Annotated in this window: 23 protein-coding genes; 5 read left to right on the forward strand and 18 right to left on the reverse strand. The window is 54.4% G+C overall.

Translation table 11 applies throughout. The features are described 5' to 3' along the window. The 6 genes from VKV29_RS03220 to VKV29_RS03245 form a co-directional block, all read right to left on the reverse strand. A partial coding sequence (locus VKV29_RS03220) for a hypothetical protein (RefSeq protein WP_324199858.1) occupies positions 1 to 357 on the reverse strand: 357 nt, incomplete at its 3' end. A 4-nt stretch (positions 358 to 361) separates the two neighbouring features. Then, positions 362 to 859 carry a hypothetical protein gene (locus tag VKV29_RS03225; RefSeq protein ID WP_324199859.1) on the reverse strand — a complete coding sequence of 166 codons (498 nt, stop codon included), beginning with the start codon at positions 857 to 859 and terminating at the stop codon, positions 362 to 364. Positions 860 to 915: 56 nt separating this feature from the next. Beyond that, positions 916 to 2,268 (reverse strand): sulfatase-like hydrolase/transferase, encoded by a 1,353-nt coding sequence (locus tag VKV29_RS03230; protein WP_324199860.1) that lies wholly within the window; start codon positions 2,266 to 2,268, stop codon positions 916 to 918. After that, on the reverse strand, positions 2,262 to 3,245 hold the full coding sequence (locus VKV29_RS03235) for a sulfotransferase (protein WP_324199861.1): 984 nt from the start codon (positions 3,243 to 3,245) through the stop codon (positions 2,262 to 2,264). The genes VKV29_RS03230 and VKV29_RS03235 overlap by 7 nt, the downstream gene beginning before the upstream one ends. Positions 3,246 to 3,396: 151 nt before the next feature. Further along, entirely contained in the window at positions 3,397 to 4,803 is a 1,407-nt protein-coding gene (radA, locus tag VKV29_RS03240) for a DNA repair protein RadA (RefSeq protein ID WP_343217327.1), read from the reverse strand. Positions 4,804 to 4,902: 99 nt separating this feature from the next. Beyond that, positions 4,903 to 5,772: a hypothetical protein gene (locus VKV29_RS03245; protein ID WP_324199863.1), complete on the reverse strand. Its 870-nt coding sequence runs from the start codon at positions 5,770 to 5,772 to the stop codon at positions 4,903 to 4,905. A gap of 185 nt (positions 5,773 to 5,957) precedes the next feature. Between VKV29_RS03245 and VKV29_RS03250 the strand changes: the two genes are divergently transcribed. The 4 genes from VKV29_RS03250 to VKV29_RS03265 all read left to right on the forward strand — a co-directional run bounded on the left by VKV29_RS03250 (position 5,958) and on the right by VKV29_RS03265 (position 10,968). Beyond that, the gene (locus VKV29_RS03250; RefSeq protein WP_324199864.1) at positions 5,958 to 8,027 is read left to right on the forward strand and encodes a GAF domain-containing protein; all 2,070 of its coding nucleotides are present in this window, start codon (positions 5,958 to 5,960) and stop codon (positions 8,025 to 8,027) included. Beyond that, positions 8,024 to 8,266 (forward strand): hypothetical protein, encoded by a 243-nt coding sequence (locus VKV29_RS03255; protein WP_324199865.1) that lies wholly within the window; start codon positions 8,024 to 8,026, stop codon positions 8,264 to 8,266. Before VKV29_RS03250 ends, VKV29_RS03255 begins: the two co-directional genes overlap by 4 nt. Before the next feature lie 130 nt (positions 8,267 to 8,396). Further along, positions 8,397 to 8,960 (forward strand): aminodeoxychorismate/anthranilate synthase component II, encoded by a 564-nt coding sequence (locus tag VKV29_RS03260; RefSeq protein WP_324199866.1) that lies wholly within the window; start codon positions 8,397 to 8,399, stop codon positions 8,958 to 8,960. 82 nt (positions 8,961 to 9,042) lie between these two features. Further along, positions 9,043 to 10,968 carry a hypothetical protein gene (locus VKV29_RS03265; RefSeq protein ID WP_324199867.1) on the forward strand — a complete coding sequence of 642 codons (1,926 nt, stop codon included), beginning with the start codon at positions 9,043 to 9,045 and terminating at the stop codon, positions 10,966 to 10,968. A 17-nt stretch (positions 10,969 to 10,985) separates the two neighbouring features. Here the strand turns inward: VKV29_RS03265 and VKV29_RS03270 are convergent, their stop codons facing one another. From VKV29_RS03270 to VKV29_RS03305, 8 genes are all read right to left on the reverse strand, one after another. Continuing rightward, positions 10,986 to 12,545, reverse strand: coding sequence for a hypothetical protein (locus tag VKV29_RS03270; RefSeq protein ID WP_324199868.1), 1,560 nt, complete (start codon positions 12,543 to 12,545; stop codon positions 10,986 to 10,988). After that, positions 12,542 to 13,318 carry a nickel pincer cofactor biosynthesis protein LarB gene (gene larB, locus VKV29_RS03275; protein WP_324199869.1) on the reverse strand — a complete coding sequence of 259 codons (777 nt, stop codon included), beginning with the start codon at positions 13,316 to 13,318 and terminating at the stop codon, positions 12,542 to 12,544. Before larB ends, VKV29_RS03270 begins: the two co-directional genes overlap by 4 nt. Before the next feature lie 11 nt (positions 13,319 to 13,329). After that, positions 13,330 to 14,148 (reverse strand): hypothetical protein, encoded by an 819-nt coding sequence (locus VKV29_RS03280; protein ID WP_324199870.1) that lies wholly within the window; start codon positions 14,146 to 14,148, stop codon positions 13,330 to 13,332. A 35-nt stretch (positions 14,149 to 14,183) separates the two neighbouring features. Further along, positions 14,184 to 15,074, reverse strand: a complete 891-nt coding sequence (larE, locus tag VKV29_RS03285) for an ATP-dependent sacrificial sulfur transferase LarE (protein ID WP_324199871.1) — start codon at positions 15,072 to 15,074, stop codon at positions 14,184 to 14,186. A gap of 328 nt (positions 15,075 to 15,402) precedes the next feature. Beyond that, the gene (locus VKV29_RS03290) at positions 15,403 to 15,564 is read right to left on the reverse strand and encodes a hypothetical protein (protein ID WP_324199872.1); all 162 of its coding nucleotides are present in this window, start codon (positions 15,562 to 15,564) and stop codon (positions 15,403 to 15,405) included. 24 nt (positions 15,565 to 15,588) lie between these two features. After that, positions 15,589 to 16,389 (reverse strand): DUF1559 domain-containing protein, encoded by an 801-nt coding sequence (locus VKV29_RS03295; RefSeq protein ID WP_324199873.1) that lies wholly within the window; start codon positions 16,387 to 16,389, stop codon positions 15,589 to 15,591. 337 nt (positions 16,390 to 16,726) lie between these two features. Then, complete coding sequence (locus VKV29_RS03300) at positions 16,727 to 18,436, reverse strand: hypothetical protein (protein WP_324199874.1); 1,710 nt, start codon at positions 18,434 to 18,436, stop codon at positions 16,727 to 16,729. A gap of 131 nt (positions 18,437 to 18,567) precedes the next feature. After that, entirely contained in the window at positions 18,568 to 20,415 is a 1,848-nt protein-coding gene (locus tag VKV29_RS03305) for a transketolase (RefSeq protein WP_324199875.1), read from the reverse strand. Positions 20,416 to 20,736: 321 nt separating this feature from the next. On the opposite strand from VKV29_RS03305, the gene VKV29_RS03310 reads away from it, so the two are divergent. Then, entirely contained in the window at positions 20,737 to 21,294 is a 558-nt protein-coding gene (locus VKV29_RS03310) for a biotin transporter BioY (protein ID WP_324199876.1), read from the forward strand. Here the strand turns inward: VKV29_RS03310 and VKV29_RS03315 are convergent. From VKV29_RS03315 to VKV29_RS03330, 4 genes are all read right to left on the reverse strand, one after another. Then, a complete protein-coding gene (locus VKV29_RS03315; RefSeq protein WP_324199877.1) occupies positions 21,291 to 21,662 on the reverse strand; it encodes a hypothetical protein in 372 nt (123 codons plus the stop codon). The genes VKV29_RS03310 and VKV29_RS03315 overlap by 4 nt on opposite strands. Further along, entirely contained in the window at positions 21,655 to 22,182 is a 528-nt protein-coding gene (gene fliS / locus VKV29_RS03320) for a flagellar export chaperone FliS (RefSeq protein ID WP_324199878.1), read from the reverse strand. The genes VKV29_RS03315 and fliS overlap by 8 nt, the downstream gene beginning before the upstream one ends. Positions 22,183 to 22,289: 107 nt before the next feature. Next, positions 22,290 to 24,707, reverse strand: coding sequence for a flagellar filament capping protein FliD (gene fliD / locus VKV29_RS03325; protein ID WP_324199879.1), 2,418 nt, complete (start codon positions 24,705 to 24,707; stop codon positions 22,290 to 22,292). Between the two features lie 197 nt (positions 24,708 to 24,904). After that, the coding region (locus VKV29_RS03330; RefSeq protein WP_324199880.1) for a flagellin at positions 24,905 to 25,334 on the reverse strand (430 nt) is incomplete at its 5' end.

A 25,334-nucleotide genomic window follows, 5' to 3' on the forward strand; every position in this document is an offset into this window, starting at 1 on the left:
GCCATCCGGCGTGATGATCACCCCGGAACCTTCCCAATGGCTCTGCTCCACCTGCGGCTCAACGCCCATCATCTCGTCAAAGATGTCGGGTTCAACCCGCACGGTCTCTGAGGCATCAATATAGACCACCGAACGATAGACGGCCTGGGCGGCGCGCGCATAGACCTCCAGCGGTGATAGGCTGGTTTGAGGCTTGCCGAGAGAGACGTTTAAGCCCCCCATCGAAGCCTGACTTTCCGGCTCGTGCCACGTGATGTGAATGTTAGGCAACACAAAGCCTCCAAGTACAAAGGCGATGCCTAATAGCAGCAACATTCTGAGCCAAGCACGTTTTGAATTTTCCGATGACGATGGCATTTTCTTACTCCTTTGTCTGTGGTGTATCCTCCATGTCAGGGCCATGTTGTCCGTAAAGGGCGAACGGTGTGGGTAGCCCTACGAAAAAAAGCCCATAGCGAACGAGGATTCCATACCCAGCAAAAAGCAATTGGCCCCACGGGGTGCCTGTAGCCAACGAGGGCACAGGCATGCTTAAGGGCCAGTCGTTCCAAAAAGAGATGCCCATCAGCAGCGCCAACAGCAGCCAGAGATAGATGAACGTAGGGCGACGAGTTCGTGTGATCGCGGCCAGACACAGCCCAAACAGGCTTCCCTTAATAAAGGCCACCCCTCCTGTTAATACCGCCCACCGAGCGCAATGCAGAAAGAGCGATGGCAACAAAACACCTATTAGTAGGGCACAGCAAATCATGCCCACCTGCTGGGCAATACGACGCTGTCTTCGTAGCAGCAACGGACGATAGGCTTGCATGGATAGGCCCCATGGTGCGGACTTGCCGAGCGGACAGGGTGGATACATGAACATCGCTCCGACTGTGCCCCATCTCTGCTACGTACTTTACCCCATGTTCGTGACTATTGCCACGCCTCTTCTTCAGAAATAGAGAGCTGACCAGAAGGCACCCTTTTCGCGGGGACAATGGTGGGCTTCTCGCCCTCCACCTCTTGAATGCGTCTTAGGAGGCGCTCGCGCATCACCTCGGCCACGCGCGCATGAGAGGCACATTCAATCCGATTAGTTAGCTCATAGGGGTCTACTTCAAGATCGTAGAGGTAAGCCTCCCAATAGGTATCCGAATGCGAATCCTGCCAGGGGTTTTTATGTGGGGCAAACACCCCATACTTCCACCGGCGAGTCCGCACGGCGCGTCCAACCTGCCATTCGCTGATCTGCAGAAAGACTTCCTCAGGCCATCCCTCTTTCTCGCCACGTGTAAGGCGCAGGAAAGAACGCCCCTGCATGGTTTCCGGTATCGGTAACCCGGCGGCTTCCAGCAAGGTGGGTGGTATATCTACCAGGCTCACCAACTGACGAATCTGCCCTCCGCCATCGAAGCCCGGCCCTTGCAAAGCTGCCGGCACACGGATGGAGCCTTCATGGCAAGACCGCTTATATTCCGTGTTGCGCGTCTTGAAATGACAGCCGTGATCGGAAGTATAGAGCACAATGGTTTTGTCGAGCAGCCTAAGGCTCCGAAGCACATCGAGCAGCAGGCCAAAGGCCTCGTCCAATCGCTTCACCATCCCATAGTAGCCGGCGAGATGTTGGTGCACAGAACCTCCAAGCGCAGCGAGGTCGGGCGGCATCCATCGTCCTATATAACGCTCGGCATAGCCTTCTGGAGCGGGATAGCTATCGAGCCGATTCTGGTGATGGGGTTCAAGAAAGGAGAGAAAAAGAAAGAATGGCCGTTCTTGATGAGAGGCAATGTAGCGAATAGCCGCATCCGTTAGCGCGTTGACCCGATACCCCGGCAACAACACCGCGTTTCCCTCATTATCGTAAACCACCGTACGATAGGGATCGGAAGAGAACTCCAGCACATTGGAGGCAAGCCAATGGTCGTAACCTCCTCGTTCGGTTTCGGGCACCGGATCGCGCGAGGCAAGATGCCACTTCCCGATGTAGGCCGTATCGTAACCGGCTTCGCGAAAACACCGTGCCATGGTAATCGCGTCGGGCGGCAAAGGAATGCCATTACGGAAGCACCCCACTTGGGTAGCATAACAACCTGTTTGAAGCGCGGCGCGTGCCGGCCCGCAGACGGGTTGGCATGTGAACGCATAATAAAGATGGGTGCCACGTTGGGCCATTCGGTCGAAATTCGGCGTAAGGTCTAACGGGTTTCCATGAACGCCGGTGGTATCCCAACGCTGTTGATCGGTGAAGAAGATGATGACATTCGGCGGTGCACTTGATTTTACCATCGCTTCGTCTCAGGAGGGATGATAAGCCCTGTTGCCTGTCTTAGGATGACCTCGTTGATTTCAATTTCGGTAAAATTCGCGATGGCCGTGATGATCTCCTGCGGATTTTGCAAGAGATCTTCATAGCTTACCTCCGAATACCGATCACCCAAAGCACGATACTTCTCACCCTCGCTTACGTACTGATCGTACAACCGCCGCCAATCCTCCTCCGTTTTAGGATGCGGTTGTTGAAATTGCCGTCTCAACACAAATCGCTCAAAAGCGAGCCTAGGGTTTGTGAGGGCCCTTACTACCCGCCGATGTAGAGGTGGTGAAAAGTGCGGAGTTTCCACAGCCCAGCTCTCGGCACGACGCATGAGACTTCTCACAACCGCATCGGGGCTACGACGCACGTGTAACACTTTGGCATTAGGAAACAGTTGCAACCAATAGCGAAGGGCAAATGTGTTTCGTGGGTCTTTCCAACCCCACGGCCCCTCATAGCCATTCGGCATGGAGCCTAGATACTGGGTGCGTAATATCCCGAAAGTCGCCCTTTGTAGGATACGCACGGCGCTTTTGGTAAATTGTGGGTTGTCCTGCAGTACCAGCAGGGGATCCACATTATCCCATGTGGCTCCGGACCGAGTAAAGATACGTTCGTTGACGAGCCGAAAACTTCCGTCCTCTCCATAGCCATCGCGTACCCTCTTAGGGGTGAGGACAAAACCGTTGCTCTTCTGGCTACTATAAATGATAAGCAAGTTTCTAGGTGTGTGGTGAATGATAAGCTTACTCTCTTCTTCCGAGTCTCCAATGCGCCCCATGTAGACTCCCATGAGGGCTAAAATGGCGGCGACCAGGCTTGTGCCAGAGCGATGCATGCCGATGACAACGATGGGCGGCCTTAATTTGCGGAAAGGAGCGTACATCCATCGTGGCACCGAATTTTGCGGAATAACGGCACTATCCGCCGCGATCTCTTTTTCTAACATCCTCCCTATCCTCTTATAATTATAAGGTGATCTCCAAACCTACTAGGATGGACTGGCGACCCCTGGACGAAGTTATCATTCGTTTATGCTAAATTTTTACCGAAGAAATAAAATACACAGAAGAACACATTATGACAGAAATCCAGAGGGTTCATCTACCTCCCTTCAATAGTCCCTTCGGCAAGGCCTCAGCTATGGTCGAAATGCCAACCACCTCCAGCCCTATACGATCCTTCAGCTCGACTAAATGATGTTTTGCTATAATTGCCCTCCGAAACCCTTGTCTCGCCGCCTCACGCAAGCGCTTTTCGCCCTGCGAAACCGCTCTTATTTCCCCGTTTAACCCCACTTCGCCGATGAAAACCGTGGTAGGCTCCACAGGTTGCTCCCGAAAGCTTGAAATAACCGCCATCGCTACCGCCAAGTCAGCCGCCGTCTCTACCACGCGCACCCCACCGGCCACATTGACAAACACGTCCTGCTCCGCCAGCTTCAGGCCAAGTCGCTTTTCTAACACGGCCAGAATCATGTTGACCCGATTAGGGTCTAACCCATTGATGACACGGCGTGGACTGGCCAAAAACGAGCGTGCGACAAGCCCCTGCACCTCTATCAATAGCGCCCGCGTTCCCTCCAGAGTCGCCGTTATCGCCGACCCGATCCCATCCTGCGCCCTTTCGGCCAGAAGAGCTGCCGAGGGGTTGTCCACACTTATCAGCCCCTGCTCGCGCATCTCGAAAATGCCTAGCTCATCGGTGGAACCAAACCGATTTTTCACGGCTCGCAACAACCGGTAGGCGTTCTGGCGATCCCCTTCAAAATAGAGCACGGTATCCACGATATGTTCCAACACACGTGGCCCGGCGAGGTTGCCCTCCTTAGTCACATGGCCGATAAGGATCACCGGCACACCGGTTGCCTTCGAAAAACGCGCCAGCCTGGCCGCACAAGCGCGCACTTGGCTCACCGAGCCGGGGATGGAATCGAGCGATCCATCCTGGGTCGTCTGTATGCTATCCACTATTGCAAGCGTGGGCCGCAGCGTTTCCAGATGGCCCTCGATGCGCTCGATATCCGTCTCCACACTCACGAACAGCCGCTCGGTTTCGGCGCCCAAACGAGCACTCCGCAGTCGTATCTGTTGTGCGCTCTCTTCGCCAGAAATATAGAGTACCGAGCCGGCCGTCTGCGCTCTTGCGATATGATAGGCCACCTGAGTCAGCAGCGTTGATTTGCCGATCCCAGGATCGCCCCCCACCAGCACGATGCTGCCGGGCACGATGCCACCGCCCAAAACTCTATCGAACTCGCCGATGCCGCTTAGGAGGCGGGGCTGTGAGGCCATCTCCACCTGCGTTATCGGCAGCGGAGTAGCTGCATCGGCAGCGCTAGAGATCGTCTGCGCGGACTTCGACTTACCACGCTCCTTATGCGTAGAGCGTAAGACAACCTCCTCCACAAACGAGTCCCACGTTTCGCATTCCGGGCATCGCCCAAGCCATTTTAGCGACTCGTAACCGCAGTTCTGGCAAACATAGCGTGTCTGGAACTGGCTCATAGCACCGGCCTCAACAGGCACTTTGATAGAACTCCTTCACACTTCAGCGGGGCTTGGAGAGTACACCGGAACGCTATAGTTATTGACGTGGCCAGTGTGCTAAAGTTCAGAGGAATTTTCATCCGAAATCTCCTTTGCATCTACGGGACGTACAAGCTGATCGGCAGGGGTTGGCAATGTTGAATCGGACGTTCGCAGCAGCACCTCTTTTTCCTTTGCCCGATTCGCTGAGGGGCGCAGGAGGGTACTGCTTTGCTGCAACTGAAGAACTCTCTCTCGCAACTGCGGTAAGCACCGTTGAGCGGCCTCCCTCAAAGCCCGCTGTCGTCGTAATGGGGTTTCGGAAAGGCGCTCCACCACAGGAACGGCATGAGCATCACCTATGCGCCCTAACGCCTCCAAAATGGCCAGTTGAAGAGGAACGCGCCGCCGATTGGTATCACGCAGAATAGCATAGAGCTGTGCTCGCTGCTCATCGTTCAAAAGGACGGCGTCGGAGGCCCTCATCTGCGGCAAAAGCTCGATAAGGGCCTCTTCTATTGCCCCGCGCGTGCGTGGACTAGAAACACCCCATAGAGATAACAGCGGGCCTACCACACGCACATCCCTATGGGTGCTGATGTTCTGAAGGAGTTTGAGGCTCGTGTGCATATCCCTAGAGTAAACCATCACAACGCCCGACAGCATAGCCAAAAAGAGAAGCCAAGAGCTGAGCACCGCCCAAAGGGGCAGGGTCTCGATCCCTTTATGTAAAGCTATGAGAACCCCTCCTATCTCTACAAAAAACATAAGGATGGCGGCAAATACGCTGAGGCTCACCATAAGGCGCATATGCCTGCGAGACCGCTTTTCATGGCGCTCCAGACGCTGCAACAAACCTTCTAGGGTTGCATCTGCCAACGCAGCCTTTGTTGGCACCGCACTCTTGTTGCCCTGTTGCACTTCGTGATGGGTTTTAGAAATATTCACGATGAAATTCTCCTGTTGCGGTTGATCTTAACTACTTTTTCCTCTTAGCCCACGTTAGCCGGCCAATAGCTATGGCTATTACATACGAGACATCATCGTTATGTTGACATAAGCCATTTTTTGTGCAACAATGAGTACCACTTTAATGTGAGGCTCCTGTAGAAAGTGAGGAGTGGGTTGAAATCATGAGTCGAGCCGCCTCGCAGCGCGCAGCGATCCGCCGCCTCCATGCCATGCTCGCCGCCTCCTTACCCAAAGACACCGTGTATCAGGCTGTGGTGGAAGAGGCCTGCCGGCTAACCGATGCTGCCGGTGCCGCTCTCTGCTTCCTCGCCGAAGATAACACGCTGCTCGATTATGTGGCAGCCGCCGGAGAGTATGCCGATCAGATAACGGGTCTCCGGGTGCGAGTTACCGATTCCCTAGCCGAACGGGTGCTCCACGAGGGGCGTCCGGTGCTCTTTGATCCTCACCAGGCCGTTCAGGTAGGCGACCTCTTTGAAGAAGAGGGGCATCCGCTGCCGGCCACTTTTTCTCCTACTTCTCTTTTTAACGCGCGAACCGCCGCACTTGTGCCTGTCTATTACAACAACCGCATCGTCGGGGTGCTTGCCGCCCTCAATCGCCAAGAAAACGATACCCTCCTCGCCCGTCCGGCTCTTGATGAAGAGGACATAGATATCCTAGAGACACTTGCCGGCATCGTGTCCCTTGCACAAAGCGTGGCCGATACCAACTACCTCGCCAGAGAGCACTCCCGCGAACTTAACGTGTTCTACGATGCCATCCGAAGCATCTCTAGCAGCCTTAACCTCCAAGAGGTCGTAGACAAGGTGCTCGACATCGCTTGCCGGCATATGGAACATCACGCTGCCGCCCTCTTTTTGCTAAACGATGAGCATACGCATCTCATCATAGCGGCCGAGCGTAATCTGAGCCAAGAAGAGAGCGAACGCCAACTTTCCGTAGAAAACAGCCTCGTATCCCAGGTGCTTCATCAGGCACGCTCGTTTTTGATCGCCGATGTGGAAGAGCAGCCCGACTTTGAGGATATCTCCGACCCACCTCGCGCCCTCTCCGCCCTCATCGTCCCCATCCGCAACGGCGAGGAGGTGCACGGGCTTATCATGCTTACAAGCCTTCAAAGACATGCCTATAATCCAGATGACCTGCGCCTGCTTACCGCACTCGGCCTTCACGCCGGCATCGCCATCGAAAATGCCGAGCTTTATGAAGAGGCCTTGCGCCAAGCTACCGAGGCCTCTGCCCTTTACGAATTCTCCCAGCAGATCAACTCAACTCTCGAAATCCAAGAGATTCTCGATTACGTGGCCGATTGCGTCTGTAATCTGCTGGAGGTTGACCGCCTCACCATCCGTCTCTACGACAGGGACAAAGAGCTTTTGATCCCCCGTCTCATACGCCATCCCAATCCCGCTCTCATCGAAAACCTTCGTCTCCGCCCCGGAGAAGGCATCGCCGGGTGGGTCTTCGAGTGGCAGACACCGCAAGCCGTTGTGGATGTGGCGGCCGATCCCCGCAATCGCCTTGCGCCCATTCACCATCTCGGAATCGCCTCGGTGCTGTGCGTTCCCATGCACGCCCAAGATCAGACCGTTGGCGTTATCGAGGCCATGAGCAGCAAAAGGCGTCTGTTCACCGTGGCCGAGATGGAACGTCTCTATACCATCGCCAACCAATCGGCAGCCGCCATTCTGAATGCAACCCTTTACCAGGAGGCGCGGGCCAAGTCGCATGAGATGCGCCGTTATTTCAAACGTGTCTCTCAGGCAGTGGGCACCCTCCTTGAGCAACAAGACTTGCCACTTCGCCTCGCAGACCTCTGTGTGGAGATGTTACGCGCCGATCGCTGCACTATCTATCGTCTCAGTGCAGATAGGCTCTCGCTTTTGGCAGCCTCCCGTTTTCGCACCGGCGTGCATCCAGAAGCCGAGATGCAATTGGGACAGGGCCTTGCCGGGTGGGTCGCTAAAAGAGGTCAGTCCCTCATTGTGCCCCTGCTTCTAGAAGATGATCGCGCCCAAAGCTATGCTTGGCTTCAACGAGATCATATGGCCTCCTATCTTGGCGTGCCCGTAAAGGTAGATAAACAGGTTGTGGGGGTTGTAGAGGTCTACTCTTCCGAGCCAGATCGTTTTGACAAAGAGGAGGCCAAACTGCTCACGGCCTTTCTGAACCGAACCACGCTGGGAGAGAAGCTTTGGCAAGGGATGACCGAGGCCCTCTCCACATGAAAGCCGAGTCCACCCCACCGTTTCGCCCCTGCTGGCGATGCCGTCGCTACGATCGCACCCAACGACTTTGTCGTGATGGGAAGGCAAATCCTCGGCGAAAAATAGATGCGGTTACCCTCGTCGAGCTGCTAGGAGTGCGGTCGCTTTGCATCCACAACCCTTATCGCGAAACGCTAGCCCGCCGCATCTATATGCCCAAGTTTAGTAGTAGTATGACGTCAAAAAGCAGAAGCGACTAGCTTCAGCCCCCCTACTTTAGGCCTACGAGGCAAGAGCTAAAATTCGCTTGCTAAGGTAAACTTCTTGTCTGATGGCTACGTATCGAGAGAAGGAAGGAGGGCGCCCTCGTGGCAGAGGCGCTTATTAAAGATGATTGTTGTTATTGATAACTATGACAGTTTTACTTATAACCTTGTGCAGTATCTTGGAGAGCTGGGAGCCGATGTGGCCGTCTATCGCAATGATCAGATCTCCCTTGATGAGATCGCGCGCCTTCGCCCGGAACGGCTTGTTATTTCGCCCGGACCGTGCACACCCAAAGAGGCGGGAATTAGCGTGCCGCTCATCCGGCGTTTTGCCGGCGAATTTCCCATTTTTGGGGTCTGCTTAGGTCACCAAGCCATCGGGGCCGCCTTCGGAGGAGAGGTTGTACGTAACTATCGCGTGATGCATGGCAAAATCTCCAAGATATATCACGATGGTAAAGGCGTTTTCACCGATCTCCCCAATCCCTTTGAGGCTACCCGCTACCATTCTCTTGTGATTCGGCGTGAAACCATGCCCGAATGCCTTCAGATAACCGCGCATACGCCTGAGGGCGAGGTGATGGGGGTGCGCCACAAAAACTACCCCATCGAAGGCGTGCAGTTTCACCCTGAATCGGTTCTCACCGAGGTAGGAAAGCAGATTTTGGTGAACTTTCTCAGCCTTTAGCGCATCCCTTTCCGGTTTTGCACCTCCTAGAAGCAGTATAAAACCGTACCACCTATTTCTAATGATGAAAGGGGAAGGACCCATGGAAGACGCCAACCACAGCTCCTTCAATGAGCTGCAAAAGTCCATCTACGATTCGCCCGAAGCGTTTAACGCCTATCTCGCCAATCTCCGCTGGCGTTATGAACAGAAACAGTGGGCGCTTGCACGTTTGCGATTCCTCGAAACGGCGATTGAGCGACTGGAAACGGAACTGCCGCTTTTCCCAGAATCGGAGGAGATCACCAAAGAACTTCAGGTCGTGCTCGCTAACTTCCGATCGCTGCTTGTGGATCATAAGCAGCGCATGGAGGCCTTCTTCGCACCGGAGACTCAGGCAAACCGTGGGCAAACCTCCACCTACCAAACCGTTTTTCTGGATTCGGCAAAGCTCTCTTACACCTTGGCCGATGCCGAACCCATCGCTCCAGAAGGTGAAGGTGAATCACAAGAAGCCTCCTTCATTGCACAAAACGAAACGCCCTTATCGGCAGCCGAGCCGCCAGAAACACCCATTCAAATGCCGGAAGAGATCGCTGAAGGGCCTCTGACCGCCACGCCACTTCAATCGCCCTCCCTAGATGAGCTGCTGATTACGCTCGAAGAACCATCTAGCCCGGCCCCCGCGATCCCGGTGGAAGACCTTCGCAGCCGTGTGGATAGACTGTTTTCACAATGGCAATCCCTCCGCGAGCAGTTAGAAAAGGGAAGCGATAGTATCGCTCTATGGTTTGAGGTACGTGCGCTGGCCTGTGAGATCAACGCACTCTACGCCCTCGGTGCCGTCTATGACGCCCAGAGCTTAAACACGCTAGAGCAGATTCAAACGGGTGTGCGCTTCGCCCGCGCCTGGATAGGTGATACAGAGGAGAGCCTCCCCTTTGAGGTCTGGGAGATACCCATCACACCCGAAGAGCCTTCTATCTCCGTAGAAGAGTGGGTTCAACTCGCCCAATACTTCCGCTATACGGCCCAAGCGCATCAGGCGTTGAATTGGTGGGAAGCCCACCGCCATCAGATTCACCCCGAAGAACGCCACAAAATACTCGACTATGTCGCCGCCGCCCAACAACTTCTCTTTCGCTTCATGAGCGAATTGGACGGTTTCGACAAGCTGCAAGAGAAACTCTATAAAACCATCCAGCACCACGCGGAAAAAGAGGGCTATCTCCAGTCCCTTTCCCCCGACATAACGCTGAAAACTTTGGAAAAAAGGGCAAAAGAGCTTGAGAGCATCGTGGCTCAGGAAAAGCAACGTTTGCAGCGCCTCCACCAAGACCGCGAGCGAGAAAAACGCCAACAAGAAGCCCTTGACAACCTGCTTCGCTTCCTAGAAGGCTACCCGGAGGACGAGATACGGCAAGAGACCTTTAAGGAGGATCAGCGACAACTGCTCGGGCTGCTCGATGCCTGCCGTGCAGCCGGCTTACCCCCCTCTAAAAAAGAGATCAGTCGCCCGCTCATTCGATGTATTGCGCTGCTTCAAGGCCAGGCAAAGTACCAAGATTTTCTACGCTTTGCCCAAGATCAGGAGCGAAAAATGCAGGAGGAGAAGCAGGCTGCGTCCCTTGCCGAAACTGCAGAGCAAAACGAACCCGAAAATTCGGAGATCGCAGCTTGGTGCTCGGCCCTCCTGCCGTATACAGAAGGCAAAAAACTGGTGATCATCGGAGGCTCTCGCAAATACCATAAGGTTTGCGCCGACCTTAAGGAGCGGCTGAAACTGGCAGAGGCGAAGTGGCTAACCTGCGAAAAAACCACGAACCCCGCCAGATACGAAGCCGAAATCCGCGCGTCCGACATTTTTATGCTGGTGGTAAAGCATGTAAGCCACAGCATGTCGGAGCAGGGCAGGAGATGGATCGAGGACGCAGGCGGACGTTATGTAGCGCTTCCCGGTGGGTTTGGTGAGAAGCAGATCATCCACTGCCTCTACGAAGACCTAGTGTCGAATCACGCAAGCCGCTAGAGCCATCCCAAAAGCTTTCAGCGCGGACGCCAGATGTAGACAGGGCGTTGAGGGCTTGGAGTGAGAAAACCTGTCACCCCCCAAGAGTCCGTGTAGTACTGGCTTTCTACAGGACGATAGAAGGCATAGAGCATTCGGCCGAACGCATCGTGTGCGCCCGGCAGCCCTTCGGTGAGAATGGCACTATAACGCTTGGCTTTCAGTGCCTGCGCCAGCCCTAACGGCACCCGATGCAGGGTGTTCAGCACATCCAGCAACCCCATGATCTGGAAATGAGGGGGAACCGTGAAGCCACCATGGTCGAGGCATAGCACCTCTCCCCCTCTTTCCAGCGTTTGAACCTCCCTCAGATACCGTTGTCCGGCCTCTCTGTTCTGCCGATGCGGAATCTGAGCGAAGGGATTATAGGCTATGGCAATAAACTGCGCAAGCGCCAGACTTAACAGGCCTGGTAGTAGTTGCGGATAGGCCTCTGCTGCGTAGGCCGCGTAGGTGCAGGCCATGATTCCAATAAAAAGGTATGCGGTCATTAACACGTTTTGGTCGCCTCCCCAATGCGCTCGACTTAGCCAACTGCCCAATACTCCTGCCGTACTCATGGCGAAAAGCAGAGCTTTCTCTCTCAGAGGCATTTGGGGCACTGTCTGTCGCCCTAAAAGGACGATCAGCAGGATGAGCGGAGCATACAGTGGTAGGTCGTTATAAAGAAACAGCAACGCTAAGAAGGCATGAATGCCGTTGGCTAGCGGTACCCGAAAACAGTAAAACCAAAACCAGCCGTGTGTGGTCTGGTTTAGCATGAGGGTTGGGATGATGCAGCCCAAACCCGTTATGCCGAGCAAAAGGCATAGAGACCTCCAATTCTGTTGGTAACAGAGCGCCAGAGCCGCCGCCATAATAAAAAGAACGGCCTGCTGCTTGGTAAAAAAAGCCAACACAAACGCAAACGAGGCCACCACGGTTCCACCCAATCCTTTATCAAGCGCATAGATGCCTAACAAGGAAAGGAACAAAAACAACATATCGAGGCGTTCGAGATCGTACCATGCTCCGGTTACCCGATAGGCGGCCAAAAACAAGCCGGCAGCCAGCAAGGCCCAAAAGGCACTTTGTGTGGAACCCATTGCAAGCTGCTTCGTCCATAATGCGATGAGAACAGCACAGCCCACGGTACTAACGATGGAGACACCGCGCATGATTACAAAGGCTGGAAAAGGAAACCATTTAAGGAGTTGGGCGCAGACCCATGGGTAGAGAGGAGGATACTCATAGGGAAACCAACCGCCGCCCGGAGGCACATAAAAAGGCTGATGATGCAGAAAGCGCTCCACATGGTCGCGCATAGCCCCTCCTATCCATTCCAACTCGAACGGATAGGTTAGGCGAAGGCAGGCAATCGCAAGCCAGGCCACCGCCCAAAACAGCGAAAGCGCAAGGCAAGCAAAACCCAGCGCTTTCACAAGAGAGAGGGAAGCCGATAGTTTAGCGTCGGGACGACGTGCGCGATACATCCAAAAGGCGCCCACACCCGCAGCTATGAGCGCCCATAGAAGACGCACTAAAACCCCGACGCTCACGCGCCTTTGCGCTCCAAACCTCGCAGGTTGATGAGATGCGCCAGAAAACCGGCGCCAAACCCGTTATCTATATTGACTACGCCAACCCCGCTAGCACAGGAGTTGAGCATGGTGAGCAGGGCAGAGAGACCACCAAAACCGGCCCCATAGCCCACACTTGTGGGTACGGCGACAACGGGGCGTGCTACCAACCCTCCAACAACCGAGGCGAGCGCTCCTTCCATGCCGGCCACCACAATCACCACATTGGCCGCGTAGAGTTGGCGCTGGTTCGCCAATAAGCGATGAAGCCCGGCCACCCCCACATCATAGAGACGCTCCACCGGGCTGCCCATTTCGGCCACCGTCACCGCGGCCTCCTCGGCAACCGGCAAGTCCGCCGTGCCGGCAGAAACCACAAGCACCGTGCCGACTGTGGCGGGAGGAGGTACCTCTATAGCACCAGGCAGAACCAACATGCGCGCCTGTTCATGATAGATCGCCGACGGCAGCGCAGCGCGCACCTCTGCGGCCACTTCGGGCGTCGCTCTTGTAGCCAAAACCTTGGAGGCGTGTGCTGCTACACGCTCCATGATGGCGATAATTTGGGGTACCGTTTTGTTCGGACAATAGACCACCTCAGGGAAACCGTTCCTCAAAGCCCGATGGTGGTCTATACGGGCAAAACCAACGTCTTCAAACGGGAGAAAACGGAGCTGCTCCAACGCCTCCTCCGGGCTAACGCTTCCAGCTCGCACCTGCTCCAAAAGCTTTAACAAACTTTCCGGTTCCATACTGCTACCTTCTATGGTTTATTACCCTTTGCAGGTGTTCCTATTCGGGGTGGCCCTACCGTCCCTTCCAAGCCTGACATTTCGGTGGCTCCAGGGGGCGGTGTAAAGTGGAAAAGGCTTTCGGGAAGGGGTGGATTGAGCTTTTCGCTTAACAGTTTCATCGTCGCATGTATCATAATTCCTTGCGGCGATTGCACGTCGCCGGAGCTTCCCAAGAGCTTGTAGGTGGCCTTATCTATATAGATTTTGGTCGTCACAGGCGGCACACCGGGGTGAGGCGCACGAATGGTTAACAGGAGAACATAGGCACGATGTCCATCAAAAGAGGTGGAGGGCAGGAGTTTAAGCTCGGCTCCTAACTTCTTGAGCTGTGCTATGCTTGGCACCCCGCCGGCAAACATACCAAGGCCTCCGAACTGCGTGCTAGTCTCCTTCAAAGGTATTTTCATATAGCTATTCATCGCTTTTAAGTAGAGATACACCTCTTTACCATCCGATACACTCACCGATTGTCCCAAAGCCGAAGCCATAGCAAGCTGGCCGGTACCGGCGCCGGACGGTTCCGAAACAACGTAGGCTTTACGCTCTTTGGGAATCGTTTTAACGATCATCTTAAGCTGAATCGCCCCCATCTGCGGCATCTGCTCAGTCATGAGATAGGTGGCCTCATAAGTATGTAGCCTCATATAGCGTTGTAGGACTTTACTGTAGATCTCGGTCGCCGTTTGCGCCCATACCGCCCTTCCTGAGAGCAGCATAAACCCAACAAGCACGCAACCCCCTCTGAAGAAGCTCTGTTTCATCCGCGCGTCTCGATGCGCCTTATCCATTTTCACAGGCGCTCTCCTCCTTTGTTAGATGCCTATCAATGACGGGAACGCAGGGTAATCGTCTCACGGCCGATAAGGTTGCTGTTTAACGTATCGTTCATCTTGCCCTGCCGGTAGCCCTCGATATCGAGTGTAACATAGGTGTAGCCTAGCTCACGAAAGCGGGCGAGAATGGCTTCACGGTGTTCCAACACGCGCATCATCTCGTGTGGCTCTACCTCGATGCGGGCGATCGTATCATGATGACGCACCCGAAACTGTCGAAAACCTAAGGAGCGCAGAAACTTTTCACATCCATCCACCCGCGCCAGAAGCTCCGGCGTGATACGCGTGCCATAGGGGAAACGCGAAGAGAGGCAAGCAAAGGAAGGTTTGTCCCAATTCGGTAGCCCTAGGTGGCGTGCCAACGCACGAATATCGGCTTTCGTAAAACCTGCCTCCCGTAATGGACTGCGCACCCCGCGCTCTTCGGCCGCAATCATTCCCGGCCGATGGTCGCCCGGTCGCCCATCTTCCGCATGGCTGCCGTCGGCAATCCAACGAATGCCACGCGCGTCGGCCACCTTGCGCAGCTGGGTGTACAGCTCCGTTTTACAGTGATAGCACCGATTGGGGTTGTTCACCGAGAAATGGGGATTGGATAGCTCATGGGTCGTGATTAGAACCACTTCCACCCCGATCTGTTGCGCCACCTTCACGGCCTCTTCCACTTCACCCTCTGGAAAGGCCTCTGAGTTCCCCACAACCGCCAGCGCTCCCTGCTTTAGCTCATCATAGGCTACCTTCAGCACCAAGGTGCTATCTACCCCTCCAGAGTAGCCTACCACGACCTGCCCCATGTCTCGAAGTATCTGCTTCAACTGATGATATTTAGCCGTTAAATCGGGGCTTAGGGACACCTCTTTGCTTTCCATCACCTGTGTCATACATTTCCTCTCAAAAGCTTCTCGCCAAACCGACGAATCCGCCTTGAACTTGTTTCCGCAATTATCATTATATCACCTCCATCTGCCCGTCGCAACGCAACCGCCTCCTCGTCTGGCTAGAACGGGAAGCACTGGCTTACTGAGGTGCTCCGCGGTATAGAGCCTACTATGGCGATGCCACCGTTAGCACACATCCAAATCATCGTTTGGCTTCTTGTGCCCTTCAAAAGAGAGGATGTATAAAAACATTAGGGCCACCCCGGCGGGGTAGCCCTAATGTTGTTTGTCAAGAGAGCTGCTTGAATTAGAGTTGTGCTGGAACACCTGCCTATTTAGGCGGTGGCACCATGTGTGCTTTCATTTTCATGAACTCGGCCGGCGAGACGTTTTGTTTGGTAGGCCCAAACACCTTATAGCCGATCACGGCCAAGATCACGACCACTACGGCCACCACCACCGCAATCACTGCAGGATGGACTTCTCGTTGCATTTTGCTTACCTCTTCATCGTAGATTTACCGATACGCGGGTGGAATCTCTTTCAGCAAGCAGGCGACGAAGGCCGCACCGTTGTTAGGCCCACTTGCGCAAGGATCACCGCCCCAGTTCGACCACTCGTTCGGGTCGTTATCGGGGTTCCACATGAACGTAGGGGCAATCGTTGCCGCCAGCTTCATCCACTTCACGTGACCATCCGCAAAGGCCCAGTTGCCGGCCGTGTTGTGCCAAAACGGCAGGCTTCCACCGTTGGCGTTATAGTTCCAGCCGATCGTCCACGTGCCCAGATCAGGCCAGAAGTCGCGTGTCTCGAGAACGTCTATGGTCGTTGCCGGATACTGAATAGAGGCTAGCTTGGGGCCACCCGGATCAAACAGATTACCGTTCACTGCATAGTTAGCTAACGAATGCCAGTAGTTGTTTTTCCAATCCTGTCGGGTCATATTGCCGTCTTGCAGACATCCATCATCCCCATTGCCCGCCCTCATCCAAGAGAACTCGTTGTAGGACCAAGGGGCAGATGGGCAGATCCACAGCTGCTCGTTCTTGATGTAGGGCATTACCACCGCACGCCAAGTAACGTGCTGACCGTTGGGAGTGAAGATACGCGTGGCCGGATAGGTCTCATCGTAGTCCTGCACATACATTTGGCGCCCAAGCTCGATCTGTTTCATGTTGCTGGCACAACTGATGGTACGCGCCTTTTCACGGGCCTGGGCAAAGACTGGGAAAAGAATGGCCGCCAGAATCGCTATTATCGCAATAACGACAAGCAGCTCTATTAAGGTAAAACCTTTTAATTTAAACTCCCGCTTCATCTTTTTAAACTCCTTTCGAATTGCTAGATTTAAAATCGCGTCTTTTGTTTCTTCTAGTTGCATCCAGCAAGCAGCTCTCACTAAATCTGACGCTTCATTATACGCAAAGTTACGCCTTTTTAGCCACATCTTAGATTTGAGATATTTTTGTGTAGTAAATGTTCATTTGAAGAATAGATTCCAAGTTACCGCATTTTTTATAACAAAAAAGATTATTTTAGAACAAATATGATGTAGTATTACATAAAAAAAATAGGAGTAGCGTTTACAGCTCTATGCGGTGCAAACACTACTCCTATAGGCCAAATGTGCCGTTTTAACGATATTCCTAATTCAGCTAAACCCAAGCCGCCTTGGCAAATGCCTCTAGATCGTCGAAGCGCTGCTGCCACGTTGTGTACATAACCCCCACAACTCCGGCTACCCCACGCGCATCCTGAAGCCAGTCCCGAATCGATTCGGGAGGGCCATCGTAATAGCCGGCTAATATCTGCTTGAACCCCCTGTCACCAAACCAACTGAGGCTCTGCTTGTCATGTTCGCGGTTCCAGTTGACGATTATCATCTGCTTCGGCAGCCCATCCCAAGAGTGCGTGAGAGAACCGTTGACCAGATAATAGTCGGCTACCGCGTTATGGTAGGGGTCGAACATGTCTGACCAGACAAACTGCTCTGCCTGTGGGTTAACAGCATGTGCCATTTCGGCGCATCTTTGAATGTTGTCTGCCAAAAGCTGCCCCGGCGTTTTATGCGTTGCCCGACATAACCGGCACCAGTTTGCAACACGCATCTCATCATGCGCGAAAAAGAAACCGTCGGGATGGAAGTAGCGTTGAACAAGCTCCAATTGATGTCGTAACAACGCATACACTTTGGGAGCCGTCAGGCAACACGATACCGCCCATCCGTAGATAGGCACAGGATGATAGAAACTAACAAACAGCCTCTCCCCATCCGATATACGGCTCTGTTGGGTGAGTCGAATGTTGGGCGGCTCATGCTGAATGTCGTAGTCGCCCGGCGACTTCATCAGAAACGGATCGGAAATCGGCTCAAAGTCTGCCCCTTCCCGATACAGTTGCCCGTTCTCCCCACGCACTTCCAGAGGACATCCGTCGCGCCGGAGAACGTTCAATAGCCCAACATCCTCTAGCCGCGCACCGTTAAACCATAGTTTTCCTCCACGGCCTCCCCAAACTCCCAAATAGACGTTGATCTGCCGATTCTGAAGGGTATTAAAAACCACGGAGTATTGGCGCCAATCTTGGTTGGGTGCAAAGTCCCACTGCATATAGGCAAGCGATTTACCATCCGCGCCCAAAACGACGCTTCCCACCTGATCGCCTCCCTGAAAATCCGCCGTTTTCGCCCACACGGAAAGGCGCATCTGACGCCAAGGGGCCACCGAAACGGTTTGCATGATACGCGCGTTTCGGTGTTTCGACTCCTCGATGCGCAGGGAAGGAAGTCCGTTGCGTTCCACTGCCGAGTCGGCAAAGGTGGAATCGCCGGGGTTATCCTGAAAAGACCACCCCACCAAAGTATTTCCATTGGCCTCTCTAAAGTCCCCATTTGTCAGAGATGCCTTTGCAGACGGCACCAAAATGGCTTCCCGCCCCTGAACCCTGTAGGTCGCCTCCCTCACCGGCAGCCCTTCGGCTAAATTGGGGTCATTTACCAAAAGCTCATTGGAATAGCCGATCGGGCAGACGGTAGTGTAGACTTTTAGCCCAAGCTGCTTTGCCGATTGCAGCACGGCCTGAGCGTTTTGAAAATAGACCGGTATTACCCTATCCAAGAAGCCGAACTTGTAATCCGACAAAACGATACCGTTATATCCGGCCGCGGCCGCGCGTTGCAGAATCCCTTTCAGCCTCGCGACCTCTGCATCCACCTGCAAATTGCACTGGATATAGACCCACCGATAGGCGAGTGTTCGCCTCGGTGCCGCCGCTGCGGAGCTTAAGGCGATGCCAGCCTCCAGAAGCCCTGCAGAGGATAGCCTTAGCATCTCCCTTCGCGTGCAAGCACGTTGTTGCTTTTTCATCCAACCCTCCTTCCACCCTTATAAGGCACAACTTGCGGGCTATTTATTTTTTGAGAAGTGGTTCTCCTGCAAAAAAATGATAAAGGGCAGCCACGTGTGGCAGCCCTCCTAAGCAGAACGGTATATGCTGTTTATCGCACGAGCGAGCGCACGGCCTCCGCAATGAAAGGTGCGCTGATACCGGCGGCATCAAGCAGTTCCTGTGGTTTACCCGAGCCCGGCATTTCTGTGACGGCAAGCCGCTTCATCTTTGGACAAGGAACGTCGGGCGTGCTAAACACATCGAGCACGGCATCGCCTAAACCACCCTGCGGCCAATGGTCTTCGGCCACCACAATACGGTTCTGGCATTCGGCAGCGGCCTGGCGGAGGGTAGCCGCATCAATCGGCTTTACCGAATAGAGGTCAATAACGCGAACCGAGAGGCCTTCCGCTTTCAGAATCTCGTAGGCCTTGAGCGCCTCATGCAGGGTAATGCCGGCCCCTATCACACAGGCCACATCGTTGGAGGAAGCACGCAGCACCTTACAGCCGCCGATGGGAAAGCTTTCGTCTGGGCCGTAGATCACCGGCGTTTTCTCGCGAGTTGTACGCATATAGTTAATGCCTGCACGTGTAGCCATTTGAGCAGTAAGGTGTGCGGCCGTTACGGCACACGACGGGTAGAGCACGGTGCTGCCGCAGACGGCCCGCATCATGGCGAGGTCCTCTAAAGCCATCTGTGACGGCCCATCTTCGCCGATGGAGACTCCTGCATGAGACCCCACGAGGTTGATGTTGGCCCGAGATATGGCGGCCATCCGAATCTGGTCGTAGGCACGCGTGAAGAAGGCGGCAAAGGTGGAGGCAAAGGGCACTTTCTTCATGACCTGCAACCCCACGGCGGCGCTTACCAACTGCTGCTCGGCGATATACACCTCAAAGAAGCGATCGGGAAACTCTTTCATGAACTTCTCGGAGAAGGTTGAGTTCCCTACCTCGCCGTCCAAAGCCACAACGGTTGGTTTGGCCGCCCCGAGCGCCTTAAGCGCGTCGCCATAGGCTTCCCGCGTAGCCACCAGGCTTCCTACCTCATAATGGGGAGGTTGAAAAGGCTTCGGCTCGCCTAAATAGGCCGGCTCGCCGGGCCGATGCCCTTGCACCTGAATGCGAATATCCCCTTTCGGGTTGCCCAGTTCGGCAAGCGCTTTTTCGGCATCGGCTGCCGGCAGCGCTCTACCGTGCCAGCCCTCCTTATCGGCCAGAAAGGAGACCCCCGCCCCCTTCAAGGTCTTTGCGATGATCATCGTCGGCCTATCGGCACTCTCCGCCTCACTGTAGGCTCTGTGAATGGCTTCGACATCGTGCCCATCTACCAGAATGGCGTGCCAACCGAACGCCCGAACCCGATCGGCATACACCTCACCGTGCCACTGCAGCATGGTGGGGCCGCGCTGCCCCAGTCGGTTCATATCTAGAATGGCGATAATATTATTTAGCTGATAGTGACTTCCGATCTGCAGGGCCTCGTAGTTGCTACCTTCCGCCATTTCGCTATCCCCAAGCAGCACCCACACTTTCAAGGGCAACTTGTCAAGATATTTGGCACTGAAGGCGATGCCCACAGCTGCCGGTAGGCCTTGCCCCAGCGAGCCGGTGGCCACATCCACATAGGGCAAAAGCGGAACCGGATGCCCTTCAAGACGGCTTCCAAACTTGCGCAGGCTCATCAGCTCTTCATCCGTAATAGCACCTGCCGCTTTAAACATAGCGTAGAGCAGCGGAGCCGCATGCCCTTTGCTGAAGATAAGCCGGTCGTTTCGTAAATTGTGCGGGTCGTTGAAATCGTAGTGAAGGTGGTCGGCTAGAAGCACCGCCATAAGGTCGGCCGCCGACATCGAGGAGGTGGGATGACCAGAACCTGCTGCCGTGGTACAACGAATGCTATCGGCGCGCAGTTGGGTTGCCAAAGCACGCCACTGTTCCGGTGAATGGGTCATTTTCTAATCAAATCTCCTTTCTCTCACTGGGGAAGATTTTCGTGTTGGAACGAGTGCTCTTACCACCCTTCCATTGTACCTTCTACTCCTACTCCCTAAGACCTTCTTACTTTGAACTGCTATCGCTATGTCCTTAGTTTAACCCTCAAACTCAAACAGCAGACAGGAAAGAGCTGCTGCAATTTTGCTGCAGAAAAGCAAACAGACCCTATCGAAGGGTTACAGGTCGTAACCTTACCCGTTGAGACATCGTTTTAGGGTATGCTACTTTCATCGAGCTTTCATGGCCTAAAACCTCTATCAATCGTGAGGAGAGATTAGATGTATCGAGAGACCACGCTAAGTTTCCCAAAACAGCTTTCCTGGACGAGCTTGCGCTCGTGGAAAGGGGCGCTTCTGTTTACTGCGCTCACCGCTTTTGGAGCGCATCTCGCCGTACATATTCCACCAACACCGGTGCCCATCACGCTGCAGGTGTTTGCGGTTCTGCTTTCCGGGCTTATCCTGGGTGCACGTTGGGGATTTGTGGCCCAGGCGCAGTATGTGGCTTTAGGGGCTTGCGGAGTGCCTATCTTTGCATTCGGTAACTCTGGATTAAGCGGACCTTCTGCAGGCTACCTGTTAGCCTTTCCCCTAGCCGCTTGGCTCATCGGTTGGCTTACTCAAAAAAGGGAATGCAGCGGATTGCAACAGCTTGCCGCCTGCGGGTTGGGAATAGCCGTTATCTACGGTTTCGGATGTACCTGGCTAGCTCTCTATGCGCACCTTTCGGCTCATCAGGCGTTTCTTGCCGGGGCCGCCTGGTTTCTGCCCTTCGATGCCGCAAAGGCCGGCCTTGCCGTAGCGCTCAGTCGCCTGTGGCGTGCCGCAGGAGACTAAAGTTCGCCTTTTAGTCTGCCTGCAGGGCGGTTGGCCAACCGCCCTGCACGAACTACTGCCGTCAACCTACGTCCTCGGCGCAACTTCTGCAGACGCTTTTGAAGCCGACGCATCTCCTCCTCCACACGTTCCGCACAGGAATCGAGCAGCAGGCACGTCTCTGTCACCAGACGCAGAGTCGCCGCGTTATTAGAGAGTTGCCCCTCCGTCCGACACTCTTCGAGTAGTGCCGGCAACTCCGCAGCAAGTGCGGGCAGTGCGCCGAACTCGCTGTGTGCAACGGCCTGTTGTATCCGCTGTGCGAGAAGATGCATGCGCTTTAAAGCAGTAGGAACCTCTAGGAGATCGGTATCGGCTTCTTCAAACATGGCGGTCTCCTAAGCGTGCGGTCTCTGAGAGGCTTTCTGCCGTCTCTAACACGGTCTGCTCTAGCAGCTTTTGAGCCGCCTCGGCCCAGGCATCGTGCAGGCTCTGCAGCATATCCCGTACGTGTTGCACCACCTCTTGCTTATCGTAAAGGTTGGCCAACACAAGCTTTTCGAGCATGTAGAGATAGATGCGCCGCAGATTCACTGCAAGTTCGCCCCCTGCCTCCTGGTTCAACGCCCCCATAAGCTCCCCGACAATCTCCTGCACTTTCACCAAGTTCGCATGTTGCTCGGTGAGATTCCTCTGTGCCATGGCCTCAAGAGCTTGGTCGCAAAAACGGATGGCACCTTCGTAAAGCAGGAGAATGAGTTGGGCAGGGCTGGCCGTCTCGATTTGTGTTTTTCGGTAGCGATGGTTGCGGTTTTTCAAGCTTGTGGCTGATGTAGAACTGCCTTTAGGCTTTTCGCCTGACGTGGCCGGTAGTAGATTTTGCGATGCGTCTGACCCTCTAGAATTCATGGCAGACGTACTTCCCCTTCAAAATAGGTTAGTTTTATGCGAAATCGGTATACGTTTTATGGGTGCTCGCAGAAGGCCTGAGGCCCCTACGACAGAGAACAAAACCCCTAACCTCCGGTGCTTGCACTGCTCCCAGAGGATGATGCAGAAGAGGACGGCAGCAAGCTAGCGCCGAACATGGCAAGACCAGCGCTGGATGCCCTTAAGTTAGAAACGACCTGTTCCATATTCGTAAACTCCTGAAGCCACATCTGCTCCTGGAGGGCGATATTGGCTTCAATATCGTTAATAGCCTGCTGATCGTCCTGATATTGTGTCTGCATCTGATTGACAGCTAGGGTAAGAGCACCGGTAATGGGGTCGGTTTGGGTGTTAAGAAAGTTTTTCAACATATCTGCCACACCGCTTGTAAAACTGACCGTTCCATAGGTGCCGGGCTGGGTGGCCGTTACACGTACCTCCAACCCCACCGCACGTCCTTGGCCAACTCCATTAGTTCCTTGCTGGGTATCGGTGAGAAACTGCCCATGGCCGGTGGCCACTTCACCGTTAATAGTTCCCGCCACATCCTGACCACTTACCTGCTGAATCGTCGTGCCGATTCCCGTCGAGCTTGCCGAAGCCGGAGCGGAGGAGACCACATCGAAAGTGGCTTGGCTTCCATACTGCTTTGACGTGAGTTGTAGGCGTCCTTGAGAATCCAGGGAAGCCGAGACTACCGCGCTGATAACCGGGTCGGAATTAATTTGGTTTACCACGTCGCTCGCCGTGCTTCCTGCATGCAGTGTAATACTCGGCCCCGTCAATGTCCCGGAAGTCGTTGCGGGCGTGCCGAACAACGGACCACCAAAGGTAAGGGTTTCATCTGTTGCGAGAGGCTGAGTTTGAGGTGAGGCTACTGTAAGCTGGGCCTGTGTGGCCGGCTGGGTGATGACGATCGCATAACCTTGGGGAGGGCTAGGCTGGGTGTTAGGGCCGGAAGTCACGAACTGCACGTTGGGATCGGTTGCCGAACCGGAAGATTGAAACAGTTGCGCCACCCCCTGTAAGTTAGTAGAAAGCGCCTGGCTAAGAGCATTTTGGTCAACGTTGAGATGGCCGGTCTGATCCAGCGTGATTCCTATCTGCGACAGAAGGCTTAAACTCGAAGGTAAGCCAGGCACCTGCCCGGTGACCATTGCGGTGAGTGTGTTCTTTAAGCTCTCGATGGTCGAGTCGCCGAATAGGATGCCCGTCTGACCTGTGTTTGGATCGTACTGCGACTGCTGATCGATCATATCAATCGTGCTGTTGAAGGTCTGAACAAAGTCCTGAATATCCTTCTGGATCGTGCTCGTATCGCTGGATATGGTAATTGTTGCAGTCGCAGGACCAGAAGAACCGTTGGAAGCTTGTAGTAGGTTGATCGTAACCCCAGAAATCGCGTCGGAAAAGGAGTTGGTGGGACGTGTGGCGGCAATGCCATCCAAGGTAAAGCTGGCATCCTGTGCCTGTGCAAGCTCTCTGCCTTGCGCCAGATTCACCTGGTAGATGCCCAAATCGGCAAGTACGTTGTTGCTATCCACGAAGCCCGTGGCACCGGCAATCTGAAGTTGCTGCTTCGCCTGACCGGTATAGGGATCGGTTACGTTTTGCACCGATGCTGCATTCGTGCCAAGCGCCGCGTTAATCGCCGAAGCGATCTGGCTCAGCGACTGGCTGAGGTCAATATGCACCGTCTGAAAACTGCCGTTATTCAACTGTATCTGCACATCGCCGGCGGGCGCACTTGAAAGACCTTCCAAAGTATAGATCGGGGTGACACTATCCGTAAAAAGATCGGAGCCGGCTCCACCACCACTTGATGAGAGCGGGTGACGAATGCGACCGCCCGTTCCCGCGATGCCGAGTTGCTGCAACAGATTGCCGTTGCCCACATCGGCTATGCTAATCTGAGCTGCCAACCCGGTGTTCACGCTGGCGATTGTTAGATAGTACTGCCCCTGCGACGGAGAGATAATGGCCGCACGGACGCCGGCCTGTGCCGAATTGATGTTGGTTGCCAAAGATTGCAAACTGTCGGCAGCGCTAACGTTAATTGCCTTACCGTTAATTAACAGTTGGCCACTGAAACCAAGAGGAGCAGTTTGACTGGTCTGTGCAGCGGTGCTGATCATCTCGGCTTGTGCCAACGCATTTACCGTAATCGTATGCGTTCCTGCTTGTGCTCCTGGCTGCGCGGTTGCCGTGACCACATTCTGGTTGCTGGAACTTACCGTCATCGCGCGAAACGTACTGTAGGTATCCAGGTTGAGAGCAGCCGTCTGCAGGGTAAGCAGTTGCGCGCTCAGAGCGTTGTAGGCAGCTTGACGTGCCTGTATCTGCTGCATATCTTGCCGGTAGATCGTCTCCGGCTGGCGGGCGATGGTAGCCATCTCTTGGATGATCTGATTCGTATCAATGCCCGTGCTTAAACCGGAAAAGCTCACCAACCCGGCACCGGGAATGTTTATACTGTTGCTGCCGCTGGTTCCTGTATTCGACAAATTAGAGGTATTGCTGGAATTCGAAGAGGTTGTGTTGGAGGAACTATTAGAACCGCTCAGTGAGTTGCTCGAATTGTTTGAATTTACCGAATTGACCATTTCTTACCCACTCCTTACATCCCACGTTTCCTAATCCAACCAAAGATTGAGAAAGGAGAGACGGAGTTTGATCCGTCTCTCCAATGGCTCGTTCCAGACTACTGCAAGAGCTTGAGCAGCAACTGAGGAGCGGTATTGGCCTGTGCCAACATCGCCGTTGCCGACTGCTCGATAATCTGGTTCTTCGTTAGGTTCACCACCTCCTGAGCCACATTCGTATCCCGTATCTGGCTCTCCGAAGCCGAGAGGTTCTGAACCCCTATCCCCAGATAGTTCACCGTCGCCTGCAACGTCTGTGACTGCAACGCCCCCAAGTTCGCACGCAACTGCGATACCTGAGAAATCGCCTGATCCACTATCCGTATCGCGTTCTCCGCCCCTTGACCTGTCGTCACATCTATGTTCGACAAGTTGTAGCCCGCTACCACCGTGTTGCCTAAGTTCACCACACGGATGTTGCCCAAGCTCGCCTGAACCAACTGACCCGCGTTCCCCCCTACCTGGAACTGCAGCATGTTGGCCGATACC

This window comes from Chthonomonas sp. (genome assembly GCF_035294165.1).
Lineage (GTDB): Bacteria > Armatimonadota > Chthonomonadetes > Chthonomonadales > Chthonomonadaceae > Chthonomonas.

Bases quoted from the DNA above. Each gene is read 5' to 3' on its own strand.
- VKV29_RS03225 (WP_324199859.1), bottom strand. From the start codon at position 859: ATGTATCCACCCTGTCCGCTCGGCAAGTCCGCACCATGGGGCCTATCC.
- VKV29_RS03230 (WP_324199860.1), bottom strand. From the start codon at position 2,268: ATGGTAAAATCAAGTGCACCGCCGAATGTCATCATCTTCTTCACCGAT.
- VKV29_RS03235 (WP_324199861.1), bottom strand. From the start codon at position 3,245: ATGTTAGAAAAAGAGATCGCGGCGGATAGTGCCGTTATTCCGCAAAAT.
- radA (WP_343217327.1), bottom strand. From the start codon at position 4,803: ATGAGCCAGTTCCAGACACGCTATGTTTGCCAGAACTGCGGTTACGAG.
- VKV29_RS03250 (WP_324199864.1), top strand. From the start codon at position 5,958: ATGAGTCGAGCCGCCTCGCAGCGCGCAGCGATCCGCCGCCTCCATGCC.
- VKV29_RS03255 (WP_324199865.1), top strand. From the start codon at position 8,024: ATGAAAGCCGAGTCCACCCCACCGTTTCGCCCCTGCTGGCGATGCCGT.
- VKV29_RS03260 (WP_324199866.1), top strand. From the start codon at position 8,397: ATGATTGTTGTTATTGATAACTATGACAGTTTTACTTATAACCTTGTG.
- VKV29_RS03265 (WP_324199867.1), top strand. From the start codon at position 9,043: ATGGAAGACGCCAACCACAGCTCCTTCAATGAGCTGCAAAAGTCCATC.
- larB (WP_324199869.1), bottom strand. From the start codon at position 13,318: ATGGAACCGGAAAGTTTGTTAAAGCTTTTGGAGCAGGTGCGAGCTGGA.
- VKV29_RS03280 (WP_324199870.1), bottom strand. From the start codon at position 14,148: ATGGATAAGGCGCATCGAGACGCGCGGATGAAACAGAGCTTCTTCAGA.
- larE (WP_324199871.1), bottom strand. From the start codon at position 15,074: ATGACACAGGTGATGGAAAGCAAAGAGGTGTCCCTAAGCCCCGATTTA.
- VKV29_RS03290 (WP_324199872.1), bottom strand. From the start codon at position 15,564: ATGCAACGAGAAGTCCATCCTGCAGTGATTGCGGTGGTGGTGGCCGTA.
- VKV29_RS03295 (WP_324199873.1), bottom strand. From the start codon at position 16,389: ATGAAGCGGGAGTTTAAATTAAAAGGTTTTACCTTAATAGAGCTGCTT.
- VKV29_RS03300 (WP_324199874.1), bottom strand. From the start codon at position 18,436: ATGAAAAAGCAACAACGTGCTTGCACGCGAAGGGAGATGCTAAGGCTA.
- VKV29_RS03305 (WP_324199875.1), bottom strand. From the start codon at position 20,415: ATGACCCATTCACCGGAACAGTGGCGTGCTTTGGCAACCCAACTGCGC.
- VKV29_RS03310 (WP_324199876.1), top strand. From the start codon at position 20,737: ATGTATCGAGAGACCACGCTAAGTTTCCCAAAACAGCTTTCCTGGACG.
- VKV29_RS03315 (WP_324199877.1), bottom strand. From the start codon at position 21,662: ATGTTTGAAGAAGCCGATACCGATCTCCTAGAGGTTCCTACTGCTTTA.
- fliS (WP_324199878.1), bottom strand. From the start codon at position 22,182: ATGAATTCTAGAGGGTCAGACGCATCGCAAAATCTACTACCGGCCACG.